Annotated in this window: 19 protein-coding genes and 2 riboswitches; of the genes, 13 read left to right on the forward strand and 6 right to left on the reverse strand. The window is 45.0% G+C overall.

All coding sequences use genetic code 11. The features are described 5' to 3' along the window. Positions 1 to 153 precede the first annotated feature (153 nt). A riboswitch (TPP riboswitch) is annotated at positions 154 to 267 on the reverse strand. Positions 268 to 415: 148 nt separating this feature from the next. From G4O42_RS06680 to mgtE, 3 genes are all read left to right on the forward strand, one after another. Next, a complete protein-coding gene (locus G4O42_RS06680) occupies positions 416 to 1,678 on the forward strand; it encodes a glycoside hydrolase family 18 protein (RefSeq protein WP_032874678.1) in 1,263 nt (420 codons plus the stop codon). 87 nt (positions 1,679 to 1,765) lie between these two features. Then, positions 1,766 to 1,903 carry a transcriptional regulator SplA domain-containing protein gene (locus tag G4O42_RS06685; protein ID WP_003154740.1) on the forward strand — a complete coding sequence of 46 codons (138 nt, stop codon included), beginning with the start codon at positions 1,766 to 1,768 and terminating at the stop codon, positions 1,901 to 1,903. Positions 1,904 to 2,009: 106 nt separating this feature from the next. Further along, positions 2,010 to 2,175: riboswitch (M-box (ykoK) riboswitch) on the forward strand. A 234-nt stretch (positions 2,176 to 2,409) separates the two neighbouring features. Then, the gene (gene mgtE / locus G4O42_RS06695; RefSeq protein WP_032874679.1) at positions 2,410 to 3,765 is read left to right on the forward strand and encodes a magnesium transporter; all 1,356 of its coding nucleotides are present in this window, start codon (positions 2,410 to 2,412) and stop codon (positions 3,763 to 3,765) included. A 35-nt stretch (positions 3,766 to 3,800) separates the two neighbouring features. On the opposite strand, the gene G4O42_RS06700 is transcribed toward mgtE, so the two are convergent. Continuing rightward, complete coding sequence (locus G4O42_RS06700) at positions 3,801 to 4,133, reverse strand: MerR family transcriptional regulator (protein WP_003154734.1); 333 nt, start codon at positions 4,131 to 4,133, stop codon at positions 3,801 to 3,803. Between the two features lie 193 nt (positions 4,134 to 4,326). Here G4O42_RS06700 and G4O42_RS06705 point away from each other — a divergent pair, with 193 nt between their 5' ends. From G4O42_RS06705 to G4O42_RS06720, 4 genes are all read left to right on the forward strand, one after another. Continuing rightward, positions 4,327 to 4,482, forward strand: a complete 156-nt coding sequence (locus G4O42_RS06705) for a hypothetical protein (protein WP_003154733.1) — start codon at positions 4,327 to 4,329, stop codon at positions 4,480 to 4,482. Positions 4,483 to 4,570: 88 nt separating this feature from the next. Continuing rightward, positions 4,571 to 4,753, forward strand: coding sequence for a Fur-regulated basic protein FbpA (gene fbpA, locus G4O42_RS06710; protein WP_003154731.1), 183 nt, complete (start codon positions 4,571 to 4,573; stop codon positions 4,751 to 4,753). A 142-nt stretch (positions 4,754 to 4,895) separates the two neighbouring features. After that, positions 4,896 to 5,360, forward strand: a complete 465-nt coding sequence (locus tag G4O42_RS06715; RefSeq protein WP_007610911.1) for a MarR family winged helix-turn-helix transcriptional regulator — start codon at positions 4,896 to 4,898, stop codon at positions 5,358 to 5,360. A 181-nt stretch (positions 5,361 to 5,541) separates the two neighbouring features. Beyond that, positions 5,542 to 6,096 (forward strand): YkoP family protein, encoded by a 555-nt coding sequence (locus tag G4O42_RS06720; RefSeq protein ID WP_007407215.1) that lies wholly within the window; start codon positions 5,542 to 5,544, stop codon positions 6,094 to 6,096. 9 nt (positions 6,097 to 6,105) lie between these two features. Here G4O42_RS06720 and G4O42_RS06725 read toward each other — a convergent pair whose 3' ends face one another. The 3 genes from G4O42_RS06725 to G4O42_RS19815 form a co-directional block, all read right to left on the reverse strand. Next, positions 6,106 to 7,941, reverse strand: a complete 1,836-nt coding sequence (locus G4O42_RS06725; protein ID WP_032874681.1) for a DNA ligase D — start codon at positions 7,939 to 7,941, stop codon at positions 6,106 to 6,108. A 2-nt stretch (positions 7,942 to 7,943) separates the two neighbouring features. Continuing rightward, positions 7,944 to 8,825 carry a non-homologous end joining protein Ku gene (gene ku, locus G4O42_RS06730; RefSeq protein WP_007610913.1) on the reverse strand — a complete coding sequence of 294 codons (882 nt, stop codon included), beginning with the start codon at positions 8,823 to 8,825 and terminating at the stop codon, positions 7,944 to 7,946. A gap of 214 nt (positions 8,826 to 9,039) precedes the next feature. Further along, positions 9,040 to 9,255: a hypothetical protein gene (locus G4O42_RS19815; protein WP_032874683.1), complete on the reverse strand. Its 216-nt coding sequence runs from the start codon at positions 9,253 to 9,255 to the stop codon at positions 9,040 to 9,042. Between the two features lie 131 nt (positions 9,256 to 9,386). Between G4O42_RS19815 and G4O42_RS06735 the strand changes: the two genes are divergently transcribed. From G4O42_RS06735 to G4O42_RS06750, 4 genes are all read left to right on the forward strand, one after another. Beyond that, positions 9,387 to 10,022, forward strand: coding sequence for a DedA family protein (locus tag G4O42_RS06735; RefSeq protein ID WP_369878818.1), 636 nt, complete (start codon positions 9,387 to 9,389; stop codon positions 10,020 to 10,022). Between the two features lie 245 nt (positions 10,023 to 10,267). After that, positions 10,268 to 11,050 carry a TerC family protein gene (locus G4O42_RS06740; RefSeq protein ID WP_032874684.1) on the forward strand — a complete coding sequence of 261 codons (783 nt, stop codon included), beginning with the start codon at positions 10,268 to 10,270 and terminating at the stop codon, positions 11,048 to 11,050. Positions 11,051 to 11,326: 276 nt separating this feature from the next. Then, a complete protein-coding gene (gene sigI, locus G4O42_RS06745; RefSeq protein ID WP_003154719.1) occupies positions 11,327 to 12,082 on the forward strand; it encodes an RNA polymerase sigma factor SigI in 756 nt (251 codons plus the stop codon). Then, a complete protein-coding gene (locus G4O42_RS06750; RefSeq protein ID WP_014417566.1) occupies positions 12,079 to 13,248 on the forward strand; it encodes an anti-sigma factor domain-containing protein in 1,170 nt (389 codons plus the stop codon). Before sigI ends, G4O42_RS06750 begins: the two co-directional genes overlap by 4 nt. A gap of 6 nt (positions 13,249 to 13,254) precedes the next feature. Here the strand turns inward: G4O42_RS06750 and G4O42_RS06755 are convergent, their stop codons facing one another. Together G4O42_RS06755 and G4O42_RS06760 are read right to left on the reverse strand one after the other, a co-directional pair. Next, positions 13,255 to 13,449, reverse strand: a complete 195-nt coding sequence (locus G4O42_RS06755) for an alpha/beta-type small acid-soluble spore protein (RefSeq protein WP_003154717.1) — start codon at positions 13,447 to 13,449, stop codon at positions 13,255 to 13,257. A 134-nt stretch (positions 13,450 to 13,583) separates the two neighbouring features. Next, a complete protein-coding gene (locus G4O42_RS06760) occupies positions 13,584 to 14,285 on the reverse strand; it encodes a DUF1836 domain-containing protein (RefSeq protein WP_032874687.1) in 702 nt (233 codons plus the stop codon). A 147-nt stretch (positions 14,286 to 14,432) separates the two neighbouring features. Between G4O42_RS06760 and htpX the strand changes: the two genes are divergently transcribed. Then, the gene (htpX, locus tag G4O42_RS06765; RefSeq protein ID WP_007407207.1) at positions 14,433 to 15,326 is read left to right on the forward strand and encodes a protease HtpX; all 894 of its coding nucleotides are present in this window, start codon (positions 14,433 to 14,435) and stop codon (positions 15,324 to 15,326) included. Between the two features lie 158 nt (positions 15,327 to 15,484). Next, positions 15,485 to 16,837: a TrkH family potassium uptake protein gene (locus G4O42_RS06770; RefSeq protein WP_007610933.1), complete on the forward strand. Its 1,353-nt coding sequence runs from the start codon at positions 15,485 to 15,487 to the stop codon at positions 16,835 to 16,837. Positions 16,838 to 16,924 lie beyond the last annotated feature (87 nt).

The raw sequence follows: 16,924 nt of genomic DNA on the forward strand, positions 1-16,924 counted from the left end.
AGTCGTATGTATGAAAGAGATGATTTTACAGGCAGTTTATATTCAGTTTCATATTGCGGTGTCCTCCCCCGTTTTTTAATGAAAAATAAAAAACTGCATATCCGAGGGAATATGCAGCAGCAGAACGAAAACGCATGGGGAAAAACCCTGCGCTCCGGTCAATCTGCACTTCCCCACGCTGGTATTATCCAGATCGGGTTATAAGGGATCAAAACACGCCTGCCGCATGTTTTATCTCAGCCGATAACAGCACCCCTAGTGCGTTTCCTATACAGTTTTTTATGATGACATCATCATAGTTGATCATGTCTGTTTTGTAAACAGCCTTTCTCCAAACAGTGTTTGGAATCGGACCGGAAGATCATTCATAAAGATAAGTAGAGCCCTTTTGATCAAAAGGAAACGGAGGACATCTATGTTTGTTCATACAGTGCAGTCTGGCGACTCGTTATTTTCCATCAGCAGAAAGTACGGATACCCTGTTGACAGCATCAGAAGCGTCAACGGGCTTGAGGAAACGAATATCGTTCCGGGGCAGGCGCTTTTAATCCCTCTTAATGAATATACGGTTCAGCCGAATGATACGTATGCCGTTATCGCAGGTAAGGCTTATGTGCCGCAGATGCAGCTGATGCAGGCAAACCCGGATATTCCGCCGAACCGGCTGCGGGCGGGTATGAAAGTGAAGATCCCTGATATCTCTAACTATCTTGCGGGGACCCTGCAATTTTATGTCATTCGGACGCCTGAAGCGGATAGAGAGTTAATTAATGATTTTGCGCCGTATTCTTCGGCGATTTCTTTGTTTGAATATCATTTTGGCCCGAATGGAGATATCATTAACGATTTAAACGACAGAACCGCAATAGAAACCACATGGCAAAACAGAGTGCGCCCGCTTGCCGTCATTACGAATCTGACAGAAGGGGGATTCAGTCCGGAATTAGCCCATCAAGTGATGCAAAATCCGACGGCAAGAACGAATCTCGTCAACAATATCGTCTCCTTAACCGTAAGAAAGGGATACGGCGGTGTAAATATCGATTTTGAACGGGTCAGAGAAGCTGACAGGGACCTCTTCACAGGATTTCTCCGGCAGTTAAAAACCCGGCTTTCAGAGCATCACCTCGCGTTAACGATATCGGTTCCGGCGAAAACAAGTGATGCAGTGCCGTGGCTGAGGGGATATGATTACGGCGGAATCGGAGCTGTCGTCGATTATATGTTCATTATGGCGTACGACTGGCACCACGCCGGCAGTGAGCCGGGACCCGTGGCGCCTTTGACAGAGGTCAGGCAAACGATCAATTTTGCTATCAACAGGGTGCCGAGAAGAAAAGTGATTCTCGGTGTTCCGCTGTACGGGTATGATTGGGTGATTCCGTACCGTCCGGGAACGATCGGATCCGCCATCTCCAATCAGCGCGCCATGGAAACGGCCATGAAGCATCAATCAGTGATCCGTTATTCCCAGCAGGAGCGTTCCCCTTACTTCCGGTATACTGATGAAAATGGAAGAACGCATGAAGTGTGGTTTGAGGATGTGCGAAGCATGAGTGAAAAAATGGTTCTCGTTCGGGAGTTCGGACTGCAGGCGATCGGCGCGTGGCAATTAACGCTCGGTTTCAAACCGGGCCCGTGGCTGCTTAGGAACTTTTTCACGATCCGAAAAATATAGCTGCATGTCCCGCTCTGCAAGTGATTTTTTTCCTATGATAACGGGTCTTCTTTTGGACAATCTAAAATTGAACAGGAGGTCTGTCATATGAAGAAAAGGGAAGAGCAGTATATCAACGAGGCTGAGTATGTACCGCATCCGACAAAAGAAGGGGAGTACGCGCTCATGCTGCATGAATCCTATCATTTCCTTTCAGAAGAGGATGAAAGCGATTTGCCGGAATAAGGGCTTTATGCCTTTATTCCGTTTATTTTATAGGCATGTGCTGAAATCACAAATTTAAGGTTGACACATTCCTTTTTTTTCTGTAATCTCAGTGTGTCAATTCAAATAAGAACTTCGTTAGGTGAGGCTCCTGTATGGAGATACGCTGCTGCCCAAAAATGTCCAAAGACGCCAATGGGTCAACAGGAATCATCGACATAAGGTGATTCTTAACGCAGCTGGATGGCTGTCCTATGCCATACAGTGCTAAAGCTCTACGATTGGAGGCCCCGCACGTTTATTTGCCGTGCTTGTTTTCGCCTTCATATCAGAAGGTTTTTTTTATGCCTCAAAACGTACACGACTGAGCATGATAAGGAGGTGCGGAGTATGGATTCTCCCCATTCGAGTATGTCAGAAGAAGTACCCATATACAGCCAGATAACCAGTGACGACATGATGAGGAGACAAACCGCCGCACTTCCCTTGACGGACGGCGCGTCTCCGTAAAGGAGGTACGAGTCCCGATGGTCCAAAACATGACCTATGACGAACTCATATTACGCATTATCATTTTATTGCGGGACGGAAAAATAAAAGAATTCCGAAACATGATAGATGAGCTTCAGCCCTATGATATGGCATTTTTGTTTAAAGAAATGCCGGAAAAGCACCGGGCCCGCTATCTGTCATATATGACGGTTGATGACATCACCGACATGATCGGAGAGCTGGAGCGGGAATTTCAGCTTGCCGTTTTGCATAAAGTCGGTAAAACGAAAGCCACTCTCGCAATGAATAAAATGGATAACGACGATCTCGCCGCATTGCTGGAAGAGATGGATGAAGAACTGAAAGAACAGCTTTTATCCAGCATGGAAGCTGAGGAATCAAAGGCCGTACAGCTTTTGATGAATTATCCGCAAGAATCGGCGGGCCGGATGATGACGAACCGCTTCGTCTGGATTCCGCAGCATTATACAGTAAAAGATGCGGTTGTGAAGCTGAAAAGCTTTGCAGAAATCGCAGAATCAATAAATTATTTGTACGTGATTAATGACAGCAAGCAGCTTGTCGGAGTGCTCTCATACAGAGATTTAATTCTCGGCGAGCCTGAGGATAAAGTGCAGGATCTCATGTTTACGCGTGTCATCTCGGCCGGGGTGCTCCAAGACCAGGAAGAAGTCGCCCGGCTGATCCAGCGGTATGACTTTTTAGCCATTCCCATCGTGGAAGAAAATCATGTGCTTGTCGGTATTGTCACTGTCGATGATATTATTGACGTCGTGATTAAAGAAGCCGATGAAGATTACGAAAAATTCGCAGCCTCCGGTAAGGCGATTACATTTGATACGAAAGCGTACGTTGCGGCGTACCGCCGTTTGCCGTGGCTCATTCTGCTTTTGTTTATCGGATTAATTTCCGGAAGCATTCTGAATCATTTTGAAGATACATTGCAAAAAGTAGTCGCCCTCGCATTTTTCATGCCGATGATCGCGGGAACGACGGGTAATACAGGCACACAGTCACTCGCCGTCGTCATCAGAGGACTGGCTAAAGAAGAAATGAATAAAAAAACCATCTTTAAACTGATTTTCCGTGAACTAAGAACCGGTATCTACATCGGCATCGTCTGTGCGATCGCGATTACGATTGTCGCAACCGTCTGGCAGAAAGACTTAACGCTCGGTTTTGTCGTCGGTTCATCGCTGCTTGCAACGTTGATTATCGGTACGATGGCCGGAACGATCGTCCCTATTATTCTTCATAAACTGAACATTGACCCGGCGATTGCATCAGGACCGCTGATTACGACGCTGAACGATATTTTGTCCTTATTAATTTATTTCGGCATTGCAACTGCATTTCTTCATGCTTTATAAAAAAAGTCCGTCTCACAGGAGGCGGACTTTTTTTATCAGCGGTTTTTATACTTAAAATGAGCATTAAGCTGTCCTTCCAGCATTTTTTTGCGGAGCTGCGGGTCGTTTTTGAGAGCCTGTTCTTTTTTTCGCATGTCTTTTAAAATCTCAGCCGTCTGCACGCCGTCTTCCCGCTTGTTGGCAATATCCATGAGCCGCTCAACGTCCGCGAAGGAATACTTTCTCGTTCCCCGTGATGAACGCTGCGGGTAGATTAATTTCCGTTCTTCATAGTATCTGATCTGTCTGACTGACAATCCGGTTAATTCGCTTACAATGCCGATCGAGATTACTTTTTTATCTTTGTAAGATTGTTCGTCTGTCGTCATTTTTCCACCCCTGGATGTCTTTTACTCATATTATATAAGAAAAAAAGAGAAAAAACCTGACGCTTGTCAGGTTTTCTGACGCGAAATAGAAAATTTTAGAAAAAAAGCGGCAGAAAAATTGACAAGGTTAATGCATGCTCCTGTGCCCCGTTTTATGCTTACTGTACAGACACAATGAGGAGGAAGGATAGGAATGGAGAAAGAAAAAGCGGTTTCGCTGGCAAAAGAAATCATTGAATTAGATATGAAACGCGATGAAATGCTGGAGGCGTTCATGCAGCTTGCCGGGGAACACGCTTTTCCGCTGCTCAGAGCCGTCCAGAACGGACTTTACCGAAAAACATCATAATCTACAGAAGTTTTACAATGGCTTTATACGTCTTTGATATAAAAGCGTTATTCTGATCATAGAATAACGGAAAACAAAGGAGGGCGCCATGAGTCGTTTGCTTCAAAATGCATTGGACAAAGAGAGAAACCATTATTCCAAAAAGCTTCTGCAGATCGGAGTCTATACGAAAGAAATACTCAATTCCATGACAATTACGGAGCTGAGAAAGGAATACGCGTATTTTTTTCGGAACATTCCCTATAAAGAACGGAACCCTTATACAAATTAAATGATGTATAAGGGTATTTTTTTATATAAAAAAGAAGGAATTCTGAAAAACGGCACGAATAGAATATAAAACAAAGAACGACTCTTATGAATTGTAAGGGTTTACATTATTTTTTTATAAAAATCTTAAATACGGGGTAGATATGATGAGATTATCATTTAACGAAGAAGAAGTGATGCGTTCGATGAATTTGTACAAAGTTTTTGCAAGGGCTTTCAAGAGTGTGTCTGAACACAGCATCCGAGACAGTAAAGAACACGGTTTTAATCCGACTGAATTTGCCGTTTTGGAGCTGCTCTATACGAGAGGACCGCAAAAGCTTCAGCAAATCGGGTCGCGTCTTTTGCTTGTCAGCGGGAATGTCACCTATGTCATCGACAAGCTTGAAAGAAACGGGTTTTTGGTCAGAGAACAAGACCCGAAGGACAAACGTTCTGTTTACGCCCATTTAACTGATAAAGGAAACGAGTATTTGGATAAAATTTATCCGATTCATTCATTGAGAATTGCGAGAGCGTTTTCAGGACTTATGCCTGAGGAACAGGAACAGCTGATAGCCCTACTGAAAAAAGCGGGAATTCACAGCCAGCATTTGCTTTTCCGTTAAAAGAAAGCGGATACAGACACTCTTCTTCACGAAGAGTGTTTTTTTTTTCTGTTCCGGACAGTAGAGCCTGAAGCGGTTTTTGCATAAGCTGATACAGGTCGGCATCATTATTTACCAATCATAATGTGACATGCCCCATGCCAAAATATGAGGGTGCTTTGAATATAAAGAAGGTGAACATGTGAGAAGCTGTCTGCTGTCTATATGGTACTTACTTGATCCGCTTTATTTCTTCTTTACCCGGCTGACGCTGATTGATAAACGGCAATCGAATGTATTCCGCGTCCGTTTGACTAGATATAAAGGAAAAGAAGTCATCCTGAGCGACGGAACCAGAATTAAAAAAAACGACGTGTTAGTTAAGATTCATCTTCATAATGTCAAACTCCTGAAAGAGCTGCAGCCTATTGAAAGCGCGGTCAGAAGGGGGATTATGCTATATCAGAAGGTATATCAATCCATGCCTCATTTAGCGGATTATATTAACCAGCATAAACGGAAAGACGAGATTAAGGGAGTCGTCGGCATTACAATGCTTCATAAAGGAGCGGCGAGACTCGGTTTTGATGTGATAAAACCGTCCAGCGGCTGCTACAGGCTGTTTAAGAAAGCGGCCCATATTCCCATTTTATACTTTACTGCAAAACAGCTCACCCTCAAAAACATTCCTTACTCCTGCTATTTATTTATTTCCAAAGAAAAATTGATGTGCACGTATCAGACTGAAAAGAGCTGACAAAAAGCGTCAGCTCTTTCTCTTGATTTGCTCAAGCACGATTGAAAGCGGGCCGTCCTGCGGATTCCGGTAAAAATCATAAAACGGATCTCCCTCTGTCCTGACGCGGTTCACTACTGTATCGATCGTATAATCATCAGGTGTTAAAGAGGAGTTGACTTCGCTCCAATAAAGGGGAGCCGCAACCGTTCCCAATTCGTTGCCCCGGGTCGAATAGGGGGCGATAATGGTTTTCCCTTCGGCATGCTGCAAATAATCTAGGTAGAGCCTGCCGTTTCGGTTTTTGATAAACCGCTCTGTCGTAAAAAGATCCGGCCGCGTCCTGACGCAATAATCGGCGATGAGCATTGTGAACGCACGGGTTTCTTCATAGGTGAATGCTTCCGGTGAAAGCGGGATGTAAAGCTGGATGCCCTTATTTCCGGAGAGCTTCGGGAATGACGTAATGCTGAATGAGTCAAACAGCTGTTTCAGCACATGCGCAGCCTCCACAGCCATAGGGAAATCATTCCTTGACGGGGGATCAAGGTCAATGACAATCTCTGCGGGCCTTTCGGAATGCACTGTCTGAAACGGAACGTGAAATTCAAGCGCCAGCTGATTAGCCAGCCATAAAAGTGACGGTATGCTGCTGCATACGATGTGCTCATGGCTCCCGTCAAACACGCTTGAGACAAAGTCCGGCGTGTAGTCCGGTTTGTTTTTTTGAAAAAAAGATTCGCCGGGCGCGCCGTGCGGATAACGGATCACCGTGACGGCCCGATCTTTAAGAAAGGGCATAAGAAAATCGCTCATTTTCACCATATAACTAAGGAAATCTGCTTTCGTTTTTTCACGTTTTTTAAAAACAATCTTATCCAGGCTTGTGAACTGCAGCTTCGGCGGCAGCGTTTTAGAGTGAAGGATAAGCTGCTGATACGTGCATTCCGTCCAATCCATTTCAAACTGAAAAGACACAAAAGATACTTCACGCAGCGTGTCCTGCAATATGGTTAAATACTGCACGGTCATGCAGATAGAAGGCTCAAGTGTATACTCGCCGCTTTTTTGTTTTTTTCCGTGGGTCTCCATAATGGTTCTGACGGCGTTTTTTTCTTCCGCCTGCATGCCGTGGGAAACGGAAGCGATCGGGACGGCGGTGCCGTCTTTTAAAACAGAGGCCGTTACATACCCGTTCTTCGGGTTAAACCCGGTTAATAGCACATGTGCCGTTTTCATATGTTTATACTTCTGCCAGTCGGGAGAGCGTTTATTTTCCGCCCAGCCGCTGGAAGCCCTTTTTGCTACGATACCTTCTCCGTCATGGCGGACGACCTTGTCCCAAAGCGCATCAAAGTCAGTGTGTTCCGGAATGTATTGAATCGCTTCTTCCGCTAAGTGATGAGGGCAGGCGGGAAGATTTGCTTCTTTAAGCAGTTTGGAAAGGGCGCGTTTCCGTTTCACATACGGTAATGAGACGGTGCCGGCGCCTTCCAGAACGAGGAGATCAAATGCCAGAAAGCGGCACGGCCGTCTATCAGCGGTGCTTTCAATTGCTTCCTTCCGTTTTAAACGTCCGCGGATTTGAAGATGCTCAAAGTCCGCTCTGTACGGATTGATTAAATAGACAAGCTCTCCGTCAAGCGTAATGGGGAACCTGTCTTTCATGTGCTGAAAACACCGGGCCGCAAAAGCCGTGATTTCCGGAAATTGATTCGTCAGCGTCTGTCCGTTTCTGCTGGTTAATGTAACGCCGCTTTCGTCTATGCGGAGAAGACAGCGGAATCCGTCATACTTTACCTCATAGCGCCACTCACTGCCTTCAGGCGGTACAGAGGTCAAAATCGGCTGCATCGTCAGCACCATGATTAAGACGTTCCGGCTTTTTGTCTGGTCGTCTTCTGCTTTTTGCCTCCGCCGCCTGCTGACGCGGCGTCTTTTGTCCGCGCCGGTGCAGCCTGTTCGCGATCCGGCCGCTTCGTCCGGTCAATGCTTGCCTGAAGCGCGCTGACAAGATCGATGACATCTTCGCGCGGGCCGGCAGCAGCCGGTGTCACGCCCGCTTCTTCATGTTCGAGCTTATCGTTAATTTTAGCGAGAAGGGCTTTCCGGTATGTGTCTTCGTATTGTTCCGGGTCAAACTCGGTTGTCAGCTCATTAATTAACGTAATCGCCGTCTGCAGCTCTTTTTCATTAACGGCTGTCTGCTCGGGAACGCCCGGCACATGTCCGGCATTTCTGACTTCATCCGGATAATGAATGGATTCCATCACGATGCAGTTGTCATACACGCGAAGAATCGCAAGCTGCTGTTTAGAGCGGATCGTAATGGAGGCAATCCCGATTTTACCCGTCGTTCTCAGCGCTTCCCGCAGAAGTGTATAGGCTTTTGTGCCGTTATCTCCCGGCCCGACATAATACGACCGGTTAAAATAAATCGGATCAATTTCCTGCAGCTGGACAAAGTCAACAATCTCAACCGCTTTTTCTTCATGTTCCTGTTTTACGTCTTTCAAGTCTTCGTCTGTCATAATGACGTATTTCCCTTTTACATACTCATAGCCTTTCACGATTTCATCAGGTTCCAGACTTTTTTCACATCCGGTGCAGATTTTTTCGTATTTAATCGGCGCATGGTCTTCTTTATGAAGACTGCGGAATTTTATATCTTTATCTTCAGTGGCCGCAAAGAGCTTGACCGGGATATTGACGAGACCGAAACTGATCGAACCCTTCCACATCGTGTGCATGAATAAAAACTCCTTTTTGTCTTTATTGTGGATAAACGGGTCCGTTCCATGTGTAGCAACTTATGGGTGATGCGGCGCTTCATGGAGCGGCTGTTCCATTTCCTCAGGCGACAATGGTCATCGCATTCTTATTCATCGTTTTTTCGCGTCGCATTCTCTATTTACAATCAGTGAATCGATAAATTCTTTAAAGCGCTGAAGTCCCTGAAAATCATCAGCGGTAATCAAAAAGATTATCCAAAATCATTCCCCGGGAAATGCCCCGCATTCCCATGTAGTGACTGAGAAAATTTCCCGCTCCCATATGAACTGAATCCGCGGTCAGCCGCCGCTTATCGCGAGGGGTGATTTTTCCGGAGAACTTCAGTGATATAACCGCCGCCAGACAAGCAATCAGGAGACAGGCGGGACGTTGTATTGCGCTTGTCATTCCCTCCCGCTTTACCGATCTGAAACGACTCACATTTATAACGGGCATGTCTTAAAGATATTTCAGACTCAAGGTTTTGTGTTAAAATCATTCTTAAGTTTCGGAATATAGACGTAAGCCGGGAGTGATAGATCATCGAAGATTTCATCATATCAATAATAGAGGCGTTTAAAAGCTTATCTTACGCCGGGATTTTTTTGGCGCTCAGTATAGAATTCATCCCGGCGGAAATTGTTCTTCCGCTTGCGGGCTATTGGGTCTCAAAAGGGGATATGACGCTTGCCGGGACCGTGTTTGCCGGTTCGCTCGGCGGTGTTTCAGGTCCGCTTGTCTTATATGGAATCGGCAGGCTGGGCGGTCGGCCGTTTTTGCTGAAATATGGAAAGTATATATGGATAAAACCCGAATCCCTGCAGAAATCAGATGATTTCTTTCAGAAGCACGGAGGTTTGGTCGCGTTCAGCGGCCGTTTTATACCGGGGGTCAGGACGCTGATTTCTTTGCCGTGCGGCATTGCGAAGATGAATGTCTGGGTGTTCTCTCTATATACATATGCAGCGATGCTGCCGATTACATTTGCTTACGTATACCTCGGAATGAAACTCGGGGAAAATTGGAAAAGCGTCGGTTCCATTCTCGATCAATATATGCTGCCGCTCGGTATATTCATTGTGTTGCTTCTCATTCTTTGGATGTTTTTAAAGAGAAGAAAACAGCGGGCCAAAACAGAAAAAATTTCTCAATTTGTTAAAAAAGTTAAGCGTTGACAAATGATGAAACAGGCTTTATCATGAGCGTATAAACAAATATTTCTTGAAATCCCAAAGGGGAGTAGCGTCCGGATATTCCGGAAACAAAGTCGTCAATTCATGGATCATATCCATCGGCTTTGTTGGCATGCCAATCATTCATGTCTAGCAAGACCTTTGCCTTATATCGGCAAAGGTCTTTTTTGCGTAAAAAACCGCCGGTATAAGCTCGGATGATAGAAAAAAGAAACGGAGGGAATGGATTGGACTTTGCATTATTATTGGAGTACGGATGGGTTCTTCTCGTTTTAATCGGGCTGGAAGGGATTTTGGCGGCGGATAACGCGCTGGTGATGGCTGTGATGGTGAAGCATCTTCCTGAAAAACAAAGGAAGAAGGCTTTATTTTACGGATTGGCGGGCGCATTTATTTTGCGTTTCGGGTCGCTGTTCGCCATTTCTTTTCTGGTGAATGTTTGGCAGGTCCAGGCCGTCGGCGCTTTATATCTGTTTTACATTGCGGTCAGCCATTTGCTGAAGCGGTATGTATTTAAAGATAACAACGGTCAGAAAACGCAGAAAGAAAGCGGGTTTTGGCAGACTGTCTTGAAAGTGGAGCTCGCGGACATCGCTTTTGCCGTTGACTCCATTTTAGCGGCGGTCGCGCTTGCCGTAACGCTCCCGGGAACACAGCTTCCTGCCATCGGCGGCTTGGACGGCGGTCAGTTTCTCGTTATTTTAGCCGGCGGCGTAATCGGTTTAATCATTATGCGTTTTGCGGCATCAATGTTCGTATCCTTACTGAAAACAAGGCCGGGCCTTGAAACGGCGGCATTTGTAATTGTCGGATGGGTAGGCGTGAAGCTCGCTCTTTATACATTGGCCCATGAGGAACTCGGTATCATTCCGGCAGATGTCATCCATTCGGCGGCCTGGAAAATCATTTTCTGGGCGGTTCTGGCTGCCATTGCGGTTTGCGGATGGTTTATGTCAGGAGCAAAACAAATAGAGTCTGGCGCGGAATCGGAAAAAAGAGAACACGCGTAAAATGATCAAAAAGGGAGTCTGGCTTTTTAAAAAGCAGGTTCCCTTTTTTGTTTGAAACGCTTACATTTAAGACATATGATAACAATTTTATAACAGCATTGTTACAAAAAACACAGAGAAAACCCCCTTAATTCTGCATGGGGGCACGAAATCATGTATAGTACGTCTTATTGGCTTGTCATAATTGAGACAAATGAAATCGATTTCTCTTTTTCTTCCTTTGCGAATCCCTACTAAATTAGCTATGATTATGAGTAGTTATAGGGAGGAACTGAGGTGAAACCAGTGCTTAGCCTTTTGTTTAAATTGGGAAAAAAGAAGCAAACGCTTGAAACATCTGTTGAAAAAATACAAAAAGGCGACAAAGATCTGCAGAACGATTTAATACAGCAATATAAGCCTTTTATCGCGAAGACGGTTTCATCCGTTTGTAAACGATATATAGATGAAAAAGACGACGAATTCAGCATCGGGCTGATCGCTTTTAACGAAGCCATTGAAAAGTATTCGGCTGAAAAAGGTAATTCGCTGCTTGCATTTGCAGAGCTGATTATAAAAAGAAAAGTGATAGACTATATCAGAAAAGAAGCAAGAACCGCTCAGCATATCAATATGGATGTGCAGGAAGGCGACGACCAGGAATCTTCGCAGAGCCTTATCGAAGCGGAGCTTTCCATTGATGAATACCGCAAACAGATAGAACAGGAACAGCGCCGGGAAGAAATTCTTTTTTTTCAGAAGCAGCTGAAAGAATACGGCCTGTCTTTTAAAGAGCTGCTGGAACAATCGCCGAAGCATACAGATGCGAGGCAGAATGCGATTAAGGTAGCCTACACGCTTGTTGAAAATGAAGAGCTGGCGTCCATTTTGCACCAGAAAAAACAGCTTCCTGTCAAACAGTTGGAGCAGCTCGTGTCGGTCAGCAGAAAAACGATCGAACGGAACCGAAAATATATCATCGCCATGAGTATTATTATTACCGGTGATTATATTTATTTAAAAGATTATCTTAAAGGGGTGTTGCACTCATGAGAAGAGGGATCATAGTAGAGAAAAATAAAAAATTCGTCACGTTGCTAACCCCTGACGGACAATTTTTAAAAACAAAAAATGATCACCGCACTTGTGAAATCGGAGAGGAAATTACGTTCGAAGGCGAAACGCGTATGGGAAGAAGGGCCAGCTTTTTTGATTTTCTGAAACTGCGCCCTTTTAAATTGGGAGTGTTTACGATGACTGCTATTATTTTGTTTATTTTAATTTTGCTCCCGGTTTTTTCTGATAACAAAGCTTACGCGTATATGACGCTTGACATTAATCCCAGCATTGAAATGGCTTTAAACAGCAAATATGAAGTCATTGAACTGACACCGCTGAACCATGACGCCAAACAGGTCATCAGTGACATTGGAGATTGGAAAAGCAGCGATTTTAAGGAAGTCATCAGTAATATTATTACCGATTGCAGCAAGCATGGATATGTAAAGGAATCAAAAGAGATTTTAATTTCCACGGTTTATGAAAATACAGATGACAATACATATAAAAAAGGCGTTAAAAAACAGCTGGCCGACATGACTGAAAAATATAAGGGCACCTACCAGGTCCAATCGCTTGAATCTGATATGGAAACAAGAGAAAAAGCAAAACAGGAAGGGATGTCAACAGGCAGCTACATAAGAAGAAACGAAAAGAAAACAGAAGAAAAACAGCCTGAAAAGCAAACCGACGGCAATGAAACAGATCAAAAAGATACCGAAACAGACGCTGATCAAAGCGAGCAGCCGGACACAGACAAGCCGGCGGCTGATGAAAAGACAGCTCCTGATGAAGAAAAGGCAGCAGAGAAGCCGGGAAACAATGAAACAACGCCCGGTACGGAAGAAGCGAAGCCGGACAGTCAGGACGGCAATCAGCAAACCGAAAAAAATGCAGCTTCCGGATCAGAGGAAAACACACAGAAGGAACAAGATGGGGAAACAGAGCAGCCCCCAACACAAAATCCTCAGGAAAACGGAAATGACAAAGAGCCTAAGCAAAAGTATTACAATCATTACTGGAATCATGATCGCAATGAACATTGGGAATCCTATCGGCATCATGAAGATTCGTCAGACCGGAGGAATCCGAACGGCTACCGGCACGGAAAGGAGAATGCCGATAAATATCAAAATTCGCCGAGAAGTCCCGGCGAATAAGCTGCATTATTGATTTTTCCCGTTTAATTGTGATTGAGCCTGCTGTACAAGACGTTTTGTCATTTCCCCGCCTACAGAGCCGTTTGCGCGTGCTGCTGTATCAGAGCTAAGGTTCACGCCGAATTCTTGAGCCACTTCGTATTTAAATTGGTCAAGAGCCTGCTCAGCCCCTGGAACTAAGAGTTTATTTCTGCTCGCCATCTTTTTCATCTCCTTTTCTCTGGCAAGATGTGTTTTCGCATTTTAGTTTCAAACGGAACGGTATTGATTATGCTGGCAATTGTTGTACAGCAAAAAAACCCGGCGCAGACACCGGGGCGAAGAAGCGTTATGAATTATAATAAATGGCTGATCATTTTGTAGGCTGAGGCTTGAATATGGAAAGTCAAAACGGAGAGCACCGTGACGGCGATTATGGATCTGATATCGTTCCATTGTCCGTTTCCGAGTTCTTTAAAGCAGCCTTTGAGCTTGTCCGTCTGCTCTTCGACGAGCTCCTGCAGGCTCGTTTCCTTCATCGGCGGGTTTGCCTTATGATGAAGATAATCAATCACTTGGGCGCAGCTTTCATAGTAGCTGATCGGGCTGATGACGTCATCTGATCTGTCTGTTATCGTGTTAAAAGCGATTTTTAATATGCCGCGTATATGTTCGAAGTCATAAATTGATTTTAAATCACGTACAATGAGAAGGATGACAGCTTGTTCAATTGTATATTTTTTGCCGAGTAAGGGGTGGCCGATTAAATCTTTAATATCGCGCTTCACCCAGTTTTGGACGGCGGTTGATTTTAAAGACGTCAGCTCGCACAGATTTCCCAGCTCGACAATCTCGTTAGTTGAAAGCCCGTATTCCTTTTTCTCTTTTTTTCGTTCGAATCTCGTCAGAAATTCAGGGATATGCAGACGGCTTTCCGCTTCATCCAAGGTCATATCCGCTGATTGCAATAAGATTTGGAGAGGGGTTGCGTCTCCTTGGCCTTTTAACGCGTAAAGAAGCCGGACCATATCAGTTCGGGTCAGTTTAAACGTGTTCATGGTTCACCTCTGATTGATTACGTGTTACTTTCTAATATCAATGAGAATTACATTAACATCATACGTCGAAATTGTTGCATTTTCAAACAGATCATTTATAATTTAAGTAAATAAGTTCTTTTGATCTTAAAAAAGACGGAGGTAATTATGGCGAAAAGAATATTTCTGTTTATTTTAACGAACCTTTTGGTCATTACGACAATCGGAATTGTGCTTACGATTATTACAAGCGTTACCGGTGTCGGCTCATATATTCAAAATGGGCGCATTGATCTGATGGCATTGCTCGTGTTCAGTCTTGTCGTCGGTTTTGTCGGTTCTTTTATTTCTCTCGGAATGTCCAGATGGATGGCCAAAACGATGATGGGCGTCCGGGTGTTAAATCCGAAGAAACAGTCGCTCAGCTATGAAGAACAGCAATTGGTTGACCGTGTGCACAGATTGTCCCGTGCCGCAGGGATGACGAAAATGCCTGAAGTCGGCATTTATCATTCCCCGGAGGTCAATGCTTTTGCGACCGGGCCTTCTAAGCGCCGTTCGCTTGTCGCGGTTTCTTCAGGTTTATTGCAACAGATGGATGATGCTGCGGTGGAAGGGGTTCTTGCCCATGAAGTCGCACACATCACAAACGGTGATATGGTCACGATGACGCTGCTGCAGGGAATCGTCAATACGTTCGTCGTATTCCTTTCCCGAATCGCGGCATGGGTTGCAAGCCGCTTTGTCAAAGAAGACCTCGCGCCGGTCGTTCACTTTATCGCGATGATCGTGTTTCAGATTATCTTTTCCATTCTCGGCAGTCTTGTCGTCTTCGCCTACTCGCGTCATAGAGAATTTCACGCTGACCGCGGCGGTGCAGACCTTGCCGGCAAGGATAAAATGATTCACGCCCTGCGTACGCTGAAGTCTTATACAGGACATGTGAATGAAGAGGACCAGACGGCGGTGCAGACGTTAAAAATTAACGGCAAAAAGCATTCGTCACTGTTCTCCACACACCCTGATCTCGATGAGCGCATCCGCAGGCTGGAAGCAAAATAATCAACAAAACCTCTGACAATCGTTTCAGAGGTTTTTTGTTTAAAGATCGGCAAATTACATAAGGTAATGAAAAATCTTTCTAAAAAGACCTTTAAAAATTCTCCCAATATCATTAGAATAATTACGTACTACATTTGAGAGGCAGAAGGAACTATCTTATGAAATTAAAACTGAAGAAATTCATACAGATCTTGTCGCCTGCACAGCTGATTGCATTATATTATTTTCTTGCTGTAACGGTGGCATTTATTTTGCTAAGTCTGCCGGCCGCCCACAAACAAGGGGCCAGCTGGTCGTTTATAGACGCGCTGTTTACGGCTGTCAGCTCAGTCAGTGTCACCGGTTTAACGGTCGTCAACACGGCTGATACATTCAGCACGGCCGGGATTGTCATTTTGGCTTTCGTGCTTCAATTCGGCGGAATCGGCATCATGACGCTCGGAACATTCGTCTGGCTCATTATGGGCAAACGGATCGGTCTGCGGGAACGGAAGCTCATCATGGTGGATCAGAATCAATCGCAGTTTTCCGGTATCGTCAACCTGATGAAGCAAGTGCTGTTTTTGATTTTATTAATCGAGTTTTTAGGCGGCATCATCTTAGGAACATATTTTTTAACGTATTATGATTCGTTTGAACAGGCGTACTTGCACGGATTCTTTGCGAGCGTCAGCGCCACGACAAACGGCGGTTTTGATATTACGGGAAATTCACTCGTCCCGTTCAGACATGACTATTTCGTGCAGTTTATTACGATGCTTCTGATTATTTTCGGTGCGATCGGTTTTCCGGTGCTCGTAGAAGTAAAAGACTTTTTGTTTTCAAAACAGCGCAGATACTCATTCACGCTGTTTACGAAAATTACGACCGTTACGTTCGGAATGCTCGTTTTGTTCGGAGCCGTGGGCATTTACGCGCTTGAAGCAAGCCATGTCATGAAGGGGAAAAGCTGGCATGATGTTTTATTTTTATGTCTCTTTCAATCAACCGCTACGCGAAGCGGCGGGCTTGCGACAATTGATATCAGCCAGCTGTCGGCGCCGACATTATTTTTCATCTGTGCCCTCATGTTTATCGGCGCATCACCGAGCTCGGTCGGCGGCGGAATCCGTACGACGACATTTGCGCTTAACCTGCTTGCCCTGTTTCATTTTGCCCGGGGGAATAAAGCGGTCAAGGTCTTTAAACGCGAGCTTCATCAGGCTGATGTCATGAAGTCGCTGGTCGTCACGATGATGGCGATTTTGCTCGTGTTCGGATCGACGCTGATTCTGTCCGTGACGGAGAAAAATCAGACGCTCCTCGGACTGCTTTTTGAAGTGTGTTCCGCATTTGGAACGACCGGCCTGTCGCTTGGGATTACTCCGCATTTAAGCGACATCGGAAAATGCGTGATCATGATTGTGATGTTTATCGGCCGGATCGGCATTTTGACGTTCCTTTATTTGATCGGCCGAAAAGAAATCGAAGCAAATTATCACTATCCGAAGGAAAGAATGATTATCGGCTGACACCGCTTTTCAGAAAGCGGTGTTTTTTATTGCCGTAAAATGGATGTGTGGAAACAGTTTTTTTGGAGATTCTACTTGTAAAGAGGT

The sequence above is a fragment of the Bacillus sp. LUNF1 genome (assembly GCF_011008975.1).
In the GTDB taxonomy this organism is placed as follows: Bacteria; Bacillota; Bacilli; order Bacillales; family Bacillaceae; genus Bacillus; species Bacillus velezensis.

Coding starts and splice junctions, on each gene's coding strand:
- G4O42_RS06680 (WP_032874678.1), top strand. CDS start 416: ATGTTTGTTCATACAGTGCAGTCTGGCGACTCGTTATTTTCCATCAGC.
- G4O42_RS06685 (WP_003154740.1), top strand. CDS start 1,766: ATGAAGAAAAGGGAAGAGCAGTATATCAACGAGGCTGAGTATGTACCG.
- mgtE (WP_032874679.1), top strand. CDS start 2,410: ATGGTCCAAAACATGACCTATGACGAACTCATATTACGCATTATCATT.
- G4O42_RS06700 (WP_003154734.1), bottom strand. CDS start 4,133: ATGACGACAGACGAACAATCTTACAAAGATAAAAAAGTAATCTCGATC.
- G4O42_RS06705 (WP_003154733.1), top strand. CDS start 4,327: ATGGAGAAAGAAAAAGCGGTTTCGCTGGCAAAAGAAATCATTGAATTA.
- fbpA (WP_003154731.1), top strand. CDS start 4,571: ATGAGTCGTTTGCTTCAAAATGCATTGGACAAAGAGAGAAACCATTAT.
- G4O42_RS06715 (WP_007610911.1), top strand. CDS start 4,896: ATGATGAGATTATCATTTAACGAAGAAGAAGTGATGCGTTCGATGAAT.
- G4O42_RS06725 (WP_032874681.1), bottom strand. CDS start 7,941: ATGGTGCTGACGATGCAGCCGATTTTGACCTCTGTACCGCCTGAAGGC.
- ku (WP_007610913.1), bottom strand. CDS start 8,825: ATGCACACGATGTGGAAGGGTTCGATCAGTTTCGGTCTCGTCAATATC.
- G4O42_RS19815 (WP_032874683.1), bottom strand. CDS start 9,255: ATGACAAGCGCAATACAACGTCCCGCCTGTCTCCTGATTGCTTGTCTG.
- G4O42_RS06750 (WP_014417566.1), top strand. CDS start 12,079: ATGAGAAGAGGGATCATAGTAGAGAAAAATAAAAAATTCGTCACGTTG.
- G4O42_RS06755 (WP_003154717.1), bottom strand. CDS start 13,449: ATGGCGAGCAGAAATAAACTCTTAGTTCCAGGGGCTGAGCAGGCTCTT.
- G4O42_RS06760 (WP_032874687.1), bottom strand. CDS start 14,285: ATGAACACGTTTAAACTGACCCGAACTGATATGGTCCGGCTTCTTTAC.
- htpX (WP_007407207.1), top strand. CDS start 14,433: ATGGCGAAAAGAATATTTCTGTTTATTTTAACGAACCTTTTGGTCATT.
- G4O42_RS06770 (WP_007610933.1), top strand. CDS start 15,485: ATGAAATTAAAACTGAAGAAATTCATACAGATCTTGTCGCCTGCACAG.